This is a genomic window from Flavobacterium lacisediminis, assembly GCF_025909975.1.
GTDB classification, from domain to species: Bacteria; Bacteroidota; Bacteroidia; order Flavobacteriales; family Flavobacteriaceae; genus Flavobacterium; species Flavobacterium lacisediminis.
Window position 1 is genome coordinate 21,355 of sequence record NZ_JAPCIO010000011.1, and the last position, 10,480, is coordinate 31,834.

General features: G+C 31.5%; 12 protein-coding genes. 11 read left to right on the top strand and 1 reads right to left on the bottom strand.

Annotation, left to right across the window (positions count from 1 at the left end; genetic code table 11):
• Positions 1 to 90 precede the first annotated feature (90 nt).
• The 11 genes from OJ995_RS12695 to OJ995_RS12745 all read left to right on the top strand — a co-directional run bounded on the left by OJ995_RS12695 (position 91) and on the right by OJ995_RS12745 (position 9,156).
• Positions 91 to 930, top strand: a complete 840-nt coding sequence (locus tag OJ995_RS12695; protein WP_264369770.1) for a 1,4-dihydroxy-2-naphthoyl-CoA synthase — start codon at positions 91 to 93, stop codon at positions 928 to 930.
• Between the two features lie 58 nt (positions 931 to 988).
• Entirely contained in the window at positions 989 to 1,579 is a 591-nt protein-coding gene (locus tag OJ995_RS12700; RefSeq protein WP_264369771.1) for a porin family protein, read from the top strand.
• 3 nt (positions 1,580 to 1,582) lie between these two features.
• Positions 1,583 to 2,161 (top strand): PH domain-containing protein, encoded by a 579-nt coding sequence (locus OJ995_RS12705; RefSeq protein ID WP_264369772.1) that lies wholly within the window; start codon positions 1,583 to 1,585, stop codon positions 2,159 to 2,161.
• On the top strand, positions 2,154 to 3,656 hold the full coding sequence (locus tag OJ995_RS12710; RefSeq protein WP_264369773.1) for a PH domain-containing protein: 1,503 nt from the start codon (positions 2,154 to 2,156) through the stop codon (positions 3,654 to 3,656). The genes OJ995_RS12705 and OJ995_RS12710 overlap by 8 nt, the downstream gene beginning before the upstream one ends.
• A 13-nt stretch (positions 3,657 to 3,669) precedes the next feature.
• On the top strand, positions 3,670 to 4,059 hold the full coding sequence (locus tag OJ995_RS12715; RefSeq protein WP_264369774.1) for a hypothetical protein: 390 nt from the start codon (positions 3,670 to 3,672) through the stop codon (positions 4,057 to 4,059).
• Positions 4,060 to 4,068: 9 nt separating this feature from the next.
• A complete protein-coding gene (gene menA, locus OJ995_RS12720; RefSeq protein ID WP_264369775.1) occupies positions 4,069 to 4,965 on the top strand; it encodes a 1,4-dihydroxy-2-naphthoate octaprenyltransferase in 897 nt (298 codons plus the stop codon).
• Positions 4,966 to 4,993: 28 nt separating this feature from the next.
• Entirely contained in the window at positions 4,994 to 5,671 is a 678-nt protein-coding gene (locus OJ995_RS12725; RefSeq protein ID WP_264369776.1) for a metal-dependent hydrolase, read from the top strand.
• A gap of 90 nt (positions 5,672 to 5,761) precedes the next feature.
• A complete protein-coding gene (locus OJ995_RS12730; protein ID WP_264369777.1) occupies positions 5,762 to 6,055 on the top strand; it encodes a hypothetical protein in 294 nt (97 codons plus the stop codon).
• A gap of 99 nt (positions 6,056 to 6,154) precedes the next feature.
• Entirely contained in the window at positions 6,155 to 7,351 is a 1,197-nt protein-coding gene (locus tag OJ995_RS12735) for a tetratricopeptide repeat protein (protein ID WP_264369778.1), read from the top strand.
• Between the two features lie 75 nt (positions 7,352 to 7,426).
• A complete protein-coding gene (locus OJ995_RS12740) occupies positions 7,427 to 8,476 on the top strand; it encodes an o-succinylbenzoate synthase (RefSeq protein ID WP_264369779.1) in 1,050 nt (349 codons plus the stop codon).
• A gap of 98 nt (positions 8,477 to 8,574) precedes the next feature.
• On the top strand, positions 8,575 to 9,156 hold the full coding sequence (locus tag OJ995_RS12745) for a MiaE family protein (protein ID WP_153201749.1): 582 nt from the start codon (positions 8,575 to 8,577) through the stop codon (positions 9,154 to 9,156).
• Between the two features lie 42 nt (positions 9,157 to 9,198).
• On the opposite strand, the gene OJ995_RS12750 is transcribed toward OJ995_RS12745, so the two are convergent.
• A complete protein-coding gene (locus OJ995_RS12750) occupies positions 9,199 to 10,413 on the bottom strand; it encodes a glycosyltransferase family 4 protein (protein WP_264369787.1) in 1,215 nt (404 codons plus the stop codon).
• Between the last annotated feature and the right edge of the window lie 67 nt (positions 10,414 to 10,480).

Below are 10,480 nucleotides of genomic sequence, written 5' to 3' on the forward strand. Positions count from 1 at the left end.
TGAACTTGCAATATAATGCAAAAAATGAATTATTTTTACGGAAATTTACATTTAAAAAAAATTACAATATCTATTTTAAATATTTGAAAAATGAGCACAATCAATTGGAAAACCGTTAGAGAATTTGAAGATATAACTTATAAAAAATGTGATGGCGTTGCAAGAATCGCTTTCAATCGTCCAGACGTTAGAAACGCCTTTCGTCCTAAAACAACCAAAGAATTAATTGAAGCATTTTATGATGCCCAAGAAGATACTTCAATAGGAGTAGTTTTACTTTCTGCAGAAGGACCAAGTTCTAAAGATGGAATTTGGAGTTTTTGTAGTGGTGGCGATCAAAAAGCACGTGGACACCAAGGTTATGTTGGGGAAGACGGTTACCACAGATTGAATATTTTAGAAGTACAACGTATGATTCGTTTCATGCCAAAAGCTGTTATTTGTGTAGTTCCGGGTTGGGCTGTTGGTGGCGGACACTCGCTTCATGTGGTTTGTGATTTAACGTTAGCGAGTAAAGAACACGCTATTTTTAAACAAACGGATGCAGATGTAACTAGTTTTGATGGTGGTTACGGTTCGGCTTATTTAGCTAAAATGGTGGGACAAAAGAAAGCTAGAGAAATTTTCTTCTTAGGTAGAAATTACTCAGCGCAAGATGCTTTTGAAATGGGAATGGTAAATGCCGTAATTCCACATGCTGAGTTAGAAGATACAGCTTACGAATGGGCGCAAGAAATTCTAGCAAAATCACCAACATCTATTAAAATGCTAAAATTTGCCATGAATTTAACTGATGATGGAATGGTAGGTCAACAAGTTTTTGCAGGTGAAGCCACTCGTTTAGCGTACATGACAGACGAAGCAAAAGAAGGAAGAGACGCGTTCTTAGAAAAACGTAAGCCTAACTTTGAAAAGAAATATTTACCATAATTAGATAATAGAAAAAAGAGAAAAGAATAAAGATTTTCATTATTAAGAAAATAGATTTATGAAAAAAATCGTATTCGGGCTACTACTGTTGTTAAGTAATCTATCAATTGCTCAAGAAAGTAAAGAGGTTAAAAAAGAGACTAAATTTCAAGTAGGAGTTCACTACGTTGGGAATCTTCGTAATGAAAACATTATCAGCGACGGGTTTAATGGTGTTGTTGGAATTTCAGGTAATTACGCGGTTTATAAAGACGAAACAATTTCGGTTTTTGGAGGTTTAAGTATCGATTATTTGCAATCTAGAGATTATTTTCTTCCAAATGATATTTTAATTTGGAATCCAAATGCAAGTATTGAAGTAGATGCTTTTAAAGGTAAATTAAGACCTTTCTTTGGTATTGGATACGCTTTCTTTTCTAATAAAATAAAATATGTTACGGGTATTCTTGATCCAATGGATCCAGCTCTTACGCAAAGAGAAAAAAAGTTGAATTTTAATGGGTTTACAATTAATCCAGGTTTAAAATATCATGTTTCAGATTTGCTTTTTATTGAAGGAAGTTACAAATATTTCCCTGTAAATTCTAATGATATAGATGGAACTGCAAATACGCATTTTATTAATGTAGGTGTTGGTTTTAAATTTTAAACTATGAACGAATTCTCAAATAATCCAATCGAAATTGACCAACTTCCAAAATTTGAAGAAGTTCAATTAAAAGGACTTCATCCAAAGTATATAAACGTATTACTTTTTAATTTTTTATTGCTTTTTATTTTAATAATTGGTGGATTTTCAACCTTATTTTACTTTAAAAAAGATGCTTTTTCAAGTACTACTTGGATATTAATTCTTATTGGAATTTTGGTTTTCATTGCTGGATTAATAGTTTTTACGAAGCTTAGTTTCAATAAAAAAGGTTATGCTTTTAGAGAACATGACACCATTTATAAATCAGGTTTAATTTCTGAAACAACTACAATTATTCCTTTCAATAGAGTACAACATGTGGCTTTACATCAAGGGTTTATTTCTCGCAAATTAGGTTTGGCTTCTATCGAATTATTCACCGCGGGTGGAAGTAGTTCGGATTTAGAAATTCCGGGTTTGCTTTTGGCTGATGCCCAAATTATTAAAAATTTGGTTTCCCAAAAAATCAATCCACCTAAGAAGGAAGAAGTTATTGAACCATTTTCAAACGAATCATTCTTAACTGCAGAAAATGAATAAATCAACCGATTTCTCGCAACCCCAACGTCAATCGCTTCCAGGGATTTTGGTCATGTTTGCCAATTCCTTGCAGAAGACGGTTCGTGCTTTGTGGCCTATGTTGTTATTATGGTTGGTGAAATTTGACTCACTCAACAAACTTGTTTTTTTTGGAAGTATAGCAGGAGTTGTGATTATAATTGGTGTGATTTCATACTTACAATATTTGTTTTTTACTTTTCACATAGATGAAGAAAACAATGAATTTGTCATTCAGAAAGGTGTTTTCAATAAAACTAGAATTACTATTCAGTTACATAAAATTCAGCAAGTTAATATCAATCAGAGTTTAATTCAGCGATTAGTCGGAGTTCATAAATTAGAAATTGATACTGCTGGAAGTGATAAAAAAGAAGCTTCTATTAGTGCTATTTCACATGATTTAGCCACTATTTTAAAAGAGCGATTAATCAATCATTCGCAACAAGAAACGATTGTCGACTCTGAAAAAGTTGCAATTGAAGAAAGTCCGACTTCTTTCATTAAAATTGGAATATTGAGTTTGGTAAAGATTGGCTTTACATCGAATTATATCAAAAGTTTTGCTTTAATTTTTGTCTTTTTTACAACAATTATTGAAAATCTACAACAGTTAAACACAGATGTAATCAACGAAGATGAAGTAACGAACTATTTGGATGCATTGCCTAATATTACTTCATTTATGATAGTTGTAGGGATTTTTATTGTGCTTATTTTGATAGTAAACTTATTTCGTACCATTCTAAAATATTTTGATTTTACCATTCAAAAAAGCAAGCAAGCGATTGTATTGTCTTACGGATTATTATCTACAAAAAACACGTTGTTGAATCCGAATAAAGTTCAAAAAATTAAAATTACGCAGAACTATTTTCAAAAGAAGTTAGATGTTACCACTATTGGAGTTCATCAGGCTTCTAGCGATGTAGAAAAAGTGAAGGAAAAAGACCAAATCGAAGTGCCAGGATGCTCCGCAAGCGAGCGCGATATTATTCTGAATTTGTTGTTAAATCAATTGCCAGAAAAAGGGAAGAAGTATTTACCTAATTGGAGAAAATTTGCAGTCAATACCTTTTTTCTTCTTGTTGTACCAGTTTTAATTTCAATAGTAATAAATTATAAATTGCACTTTGTTACTTGGAATGAATGGATACTTTACACCAGTTTTTTTGCCATTTTTGCCATTGTATTGATTTGGTTTTCATTTAAAAATTATAAACTTTTTGTTTCCAATGATTTTATCATCAAGCAAAATGGCGCATGGGACATTGATACAATAATTATTGAACCTTATAAAATTCAAGCCATTGAAACCCAACAGTTTTTTTGGCAAAAGCCAGCTGATATTGGTTCTGTTCGTCTTTCAACTGCCGGTGGAACAGTTAATTTTTCAACAACAAATTATTCTAAAGTGAAGCAATTAACTAATTATTGGTTGTATCAAGTGGAAACTTCTGATAAGAATTGGATGTAATTAAATTTATTAAATGGAATTAATTTCGAAAAGTATCGTTTTTGTCTTTGGATTATTTCTGATATATTCTGGTTTTTTGATGTTTTTTAATCCTGAAAGAGCAAGAGCTATAATTGGTAAAGCTGGAAGTACTATTGTAATTAATTATGGAGAATTGATTGTTCGTTTGTTATTAGGAATAAGTTTTGTCATTTCCGCTAAAACGAATGCTTATGAATTATATTTTCGCGTTTTTGGCTACTTTTTAATCATTTCTGCTGTAATTTTGATGCTTACACCAATTAAAACACATCACAAATTTTCAACAAAAGCTGCTGAAACATTAAGACCAATATACTTGAGAATTTGCGCGCCATTTTCAATAGCTTTTGGAATTTTGATACTGATGGCAATTTTTAAATAACAATATATAATGAAACACTGGATACAAGCAGCACGTTTACGAACCTTACCACTTTCAGTTTCTGGAATTATTGTGGGAAGCGCTTATGCCTATTATCAAGGATTTTCCGATTGGAGAATTGTGGTTTTAGCATTGCTAACTACATTAGGATTGCAAGTGTTGTCCAATTATGCCAACGATTACGGTGATGGCGTAAAAGGAACTGATGCTAATCGAATTGGCGAAAAACGTTTGGTAGCGGCTGGAATTATCACCGCTGAGCAAATGAAAAAAGCAGTTATTATTACTGCGATTTTAACCTTCATCATCGCTTTATTATTAATATACGTAGCATTCGGACAAGAAAATTTTGCACTGAGTTTGATTTTTATCTTGTTAGGAATTGGTTCTATTGGTGCAGCTATTAAATATACTGTTGGGAAAAGCGCATACGGTTACAGCGGTTTTGGGGATTTATTTGTATTTATTTTCTTTGGATTAGTTTCTGTTATTGGTTCTAATTTTTTGTTTACAAAGGAATTAGATGGTTTACTTTTCTTACCTGCTTTTGCTATTGGTTGTCTTAGCGTTGCTGTTTTAAATTTAAACAATATGCGCGACATTGAAAATGATAAAATCGCTGGAAAGAATACATTGGTTGTAAAACTAGGTTCTGAAAACGCCAAAGTATATCATTATGGATTGATAATTTCTGCTTTTCTTTTATTGATTCTTTTTGGGAATCAATTGCTGTTTTCATTGCCACAATATAGTTTCGGTTTTGTTTTTATTATTTTGTTCAATCATTTAAAAACAGTGAATAAAAACAAAATTCCTAGAGAACTAGATTCCGAATTAAAAAAAGTGGCTTTGAGTACTTTTTTAATTAGCATGCTTTTAGCAGTAAGTTTAGTAATTTTGTCTTAATTAAATTTTTAATTTAACATCTAACGTTATGAAAATCACATTCTACGGACACGCTTGTATCGGAATTACAGTAAATGATGTTCACATTTTAGTTGACCCATTTATTTCAGGAAATCCAAAGGCTTCACATATTGATATCAATACTTTAAGTGCTGATTTTATTTTGCTAACTCACGCACATCAAGATCATATTTTAGATGTGGAAGCAATTGCTAAACGAACAGAAGCGGTTATTGTTTCTAACTACGAAATTGCATCACATTACGGAAATAAAGGTTTTAATTACCATCCAATGAATCACGGCGGAAGTTGGGATTTTGAATTCGGAACGGTTAAATATGTAAACGCTATTCACACGTCTTCTTTTCCTGATGGAAGCTACGGAGGACAACCTGGCGGATTTGTAATCGAGGGCGAACACAAAAATATATACATTGCTGGCGACACCGCTTTAACAATGGATATGAAATTAATTCCAATGCGAACTAAGTTGGATTTAGCCATTTTACCTATTGGAAGTAATTTCACAATGGATGTAGAAGATGCTATTATTGCTTCAGATTTTGTACAATGCGATAAAGTATTGGGTTACCATTTTGATACGTTTGGGTATATCGAAATCAATCATGAAGACGCTAAACGCAAATTTTTCGATAAAGGAAAAGATTTGATGTTATTAGAAATCGGGCAAAGTATTGAATTGTAAATTTGGTACAAAAATTGAATGGTTGTTAAACACAATAGGCACATAGTTTTTCCATTTTATGATTTGTGTTTAATTATTTAATAAATGTAAATGAGTAAAATCTTATATAAACTTTCATTTTACATAGCAATATTAGTTTTACTTATAGGTATTGTGATGAAGGTTTTAAATAGTTCAACATATGGCTTTTCATTTAGTAAAACTGGAAGTTTATATTCAGGTACCATAGATAGTAATGGGATAATTATTTTGAGTTTACTGCTTTTCATTTTTTCTTTATGGGCATACAAAGATTATAAGACAATTGAAAGGAAAAATAATTTAATGAGAAATCATGAAATTAATGAAAATAAAAAGAGAAAATTAAACATTAATAAAAGATAGAAAATAGGACTTTTAAGCTATGTTTTCTATGTAAAGTGTAACGCCTTAAAAAAAGCAAACAAAGTAGAACTATGATTCTATGTGTTTAAAAAAAATAAAATGAATAAACTTTTATATTTAGTATTAGCCATATTGATTTCAGTATCGAGTTTTTCTCAAAAAGATGGGTTTTGGGACAAAGAACGCGCTACAACAAAAGAAATTAAACTTTCAGCAGGAAAACGAACACTTATTAAAGCCGAAGATTTACCTGTTGGAACTACCGAATTCGTATACCGAATTACCGTTTTAGATGAAAATCAAAAACTAACTTCAAGTTTGGTTTCGGTATTAAAAGCCATTCCAGATCCAACCGGAATTAGTCAAGGAACAGCTGGAGCGATTCATTTAACATCTGCAATTTCGGGAGATGATAAATGTACGTTTGCTTTATTTCAAGAAGCAAATGCAGCTAATTTATTTTTGAAAGAAGGAAAAACGGATAGAGCGTGTTGGGAACAAAAAGAAAAAGTAAACAAAGACGCCAAGTTGATTTCGTCATCTTCATTATGCTTGACCAATTTACCTAATTTATGGTTTGGATTCGAAAGTCAGAATTGGGTTATGAACCAAAAAATTGTCTTAGAAGTCGTTCCTTGGGTGGATTATAAAGCAAGTAGAGGTTGGACCAAACAAAATAAGAAAGAACTTGAAGCAGAAATTACAAGGTTAGATTTTGTTAGTTCGCTTTCTAAAAAAGAAATTTTTTCTGGAGAATTTATAGATTTAATAATTGGAAAATATAAATACAAGGAATTTAAAGATTTATTGCCATCTGAAAAAGCAAATAGTATTCAAAATCTTGCGATTCAAGCAGTTCAAAACACCAAACAGATGAACGATTTTTTAGAATTTAAAAGAAAAACAGCTTGGGACTTTTATAAGAAAAACCAACATCAGAAAGCGATTGATTATATTTTAAAAGAAATTGTAGATAACAAATGGGCACAAGCTAAAGATTACAGTGCTTTAGGAGATATTTATATAGAAACGAAACAATTTGTTAAGGCTAAGGAATCCTATTTTAAAGCGACTCAATTAGATAATAATCAACTTTGGTATCAGTTAAAATATGCAAATGCTTTAGTGTTTAATGAAGATATTTCTGAGGCTAAAGAAATACATAAAAAATACAAGAGTAACAATATTGATGTAAAAACCTCATGGATTCAACAGGCTAAATTTGATATAGAATTTTATAAATCAAAAGGTTTGAATGTAGATGATTTCAAGAAAATATTGAGAATATTAGATTAAATTAATCAATTTCAATTTCAAAAATCAACTTCAAGATTTTGAAATTTGTACTTGAAATTGTCATTGTACTTGAATATGAAAGCAACCTACAAAAAATACATCCTCAATTTCAAACGCCCAAGTGGTACTTCTCGTGGTGTAATGACCGAGAAAGAAACTTGGTTTTTAATCTTGGAAGAAAACGGAAAAACAGGAATAGGTGAGTGTGGTATTTTACGAACGCTTTCTATTGATGACAGACCCGATTATGAAGAAAAATTACAATGGGTTTGTCATAATATTCATTTGGGAAAAGACCAATTATGGGATGAGTTAATGGAATTTCCTTCGATTCAATTTGGAGTGGAAATGGCGTTTCTGTCTTTACAATCTAAATCACTTTTCGAATTATTTCCTTCAGAATTTACGGAAGGCAAAAAGAATATGTTGATTAATGGTTTGGTTTGGATGGGAGAGGAGCAGTTCATGAAAACCCAAATCGAAGAAAAACTAGCGCAAGGATTTTCGTGTATAAAACTAAAAATAGGTGCTATTGATTTCGAGAAGGAATTAGGTTTATTACGATTCATTCGACAAAATTTTGATGCTAAAACTATCGAAATTCGGGTAGATGCCAATGGTGCTTTTAATTCAAATGAAGCTTTAAGTAAGTTGAATCAATTAAATGAATTTGAATTACATAGTATAGAACAACCTATAAAAGCGAATCACATTCAAGAAATGAAATTACTTTGCCAACAAACGCCCTTTCCAATCGCTTTAGATGAAGAATTAATTGGTGTTTTTGGAATTGAGAATAAGCGAAGATTACTTGAAGAAATTCAACCGCAGTACATCATTTTAAAACCAAGTTTAGTTGGAGGTTTTAAGGGAACTTTAGAATGGATTTCTATTGCTGAAAGTTTAAATATCGGTTGGTGGATTACTTCTGCTTTAGAAAGTAATATTGGATTGAATGCGATAACCCAATTTACTTTTACCTTAAATAATCCAATGCCACAAGGCTTAGGAACGGGTGGTTTATATACTAATAACTTTGATTGCCCTTTAGAAATTAAAAACGGGCATATTCAGTATAATATTAATAAAAAATGGGATATTTCTAATTTAGGAATTTCAATTTAAATACGATAATTTTGCAATATTGATTTGGTTCAAGAAATAGTTTTAAAGTTTTTAAAATTAACTTTTCACTTTTTTCTTTTCACTTTTTACTTAAAAATATGTTTCGTTTAAAACTACCAACAGATCCAAGATGGGCCAACATAGCAGAAGGTAATTTAGAAGAGATTCTAACTGATCACGCTTGGTGCGAAATCAAAGCGGCATCAAATGCAATGATGTTAATTAATTTGTTACCTGAATTTACAGAAATTACTACTGAGTTAACATCAATCGCGAAAGAAGAATTGGATCATTTTGAGCAAGTGCATGAAATCATCAAAGCTCGTGGTTGGGTATTAGGACGTGAACGAAAAGACAGTTATGTAAACGATTTATTTAAATTCATGAAACCTGGAAATCGCAAGCATTTAATTGTTGAGCGTATGTTATTTGCCGCCATGATTGAAGCCAGAAGTTGCGAACGTTTTAAAGTACTTTCCGATAATATTCAAGACGAAGAATTAGCTGTTTTTTATAGAGAATTAATGATTTCAGAAGCCAATCATTATACTTCATTTTTACAATTTGCGCACGAATTAGCAGAAGAAGGTTACGATGTTAAAAAGCGTTGGGAAGAATGGTTAGAATTTGAAGCAAAAGTGATTGAAAGCTACGGAAAATCGGAGACGATTCATGGGTAGTTTATATTAAAAGTAAAAAGTTTTCCTTTTAACTTACAGTTCCTAATTATTCTTCGCTTCAATCCATTTACTCATGTACTTAGTACTTTGCAAACTTTGATGTTGCAAAATTTGTCCAATGAAGTTTTTGCTACGATGTGCTTTTAAATTTTCTTTGAGATTTTCTACTTGATTCATAAAGTCAGTTTCATATAATTCCTTTTTGAAACGTTTTTCAATGATTTCGTAGCCGTTTTTTTGAGCGGTTTCCCAAACAGTTTTATTTTTATACAATTCGATAGCTTCTTCAATAAAATCATCTTCATCGGAAGTTATAAATCCGTTCCAATCTAAATTGCCGTTCATTGCTTCAGCTCCCATTTCTGTGGTTATTGAAGGTAATCCCAATTGCATGGCTTCAAACAATTTGCCTTTCAAACCAGCTCCGTAAGGAATAGGGGCTAACAAAACTTTTGCTTTTGAATATACATCAGCAACACTTTCGGCTCTTCCTATAATTAAAAATCCTTCTTTCTCGTTGTGCAATTGCTTCGCTTTTTCCGAAACATAAGCGCCATAAACATGAAGTTCTGCTTCGGGAAGTTGTTTTTTAATCGATTTCCAACATTTTTTTAAGGCTAAAACGGTTTGCCAATTTGGTTCGTGTAAAAAGTTGCCAATACTTACAAAATGGTTTCGTTCTTCAAATAAAGGAACATTTGTATTAATTTCTTCCGATAGAAAAGGTAAGTAATATAAAACAGAAGCATCCATTTTGAATGTTTCTGTTACCAATTGCATTTCGTATTCAGAAATCAATAACGTCAAATCGCATCTATAAATCGAAGCCATTTCGCGTTTAAAAACATCGGAAATATAATCTTCAAAAACTAACTCGCGATTTTGTTTGAAAGCCATTTCTCTAGCTTTTCGTAAAAAATGTAAATCTTCAGTGTCTAAAACTCGTAAAGCATTCGGGCAATTTTCCATCACACGCCAACCATATTGTTCTTCAATCATGAATCGGTCAAAAATGACAACATCGGGATTCAATGATTTAATTTCAGCATCAAAGCTACTATCATTCAGTTGAATTGCTTTGGTTTTAACCGAAATCTGATTCAAATCAAACGAAAAATCCGACTTTGAAGCCGAACACAAAAATGTAATTTCATAATCTTGCTTTTGAAACAAGGAAATGAGTTGCAACATTCTGCTTCCCGCTGCTGTTGAAGTTGGTTCTGGCCAAACGGCTCCTATGATGACTAAATGCTTCATGTGACAAAGATAGTTATTAAGTAAAAAGTAAAAAGTAAAAAGTAAAAAGTAAAAAGTAAAAAGTAAA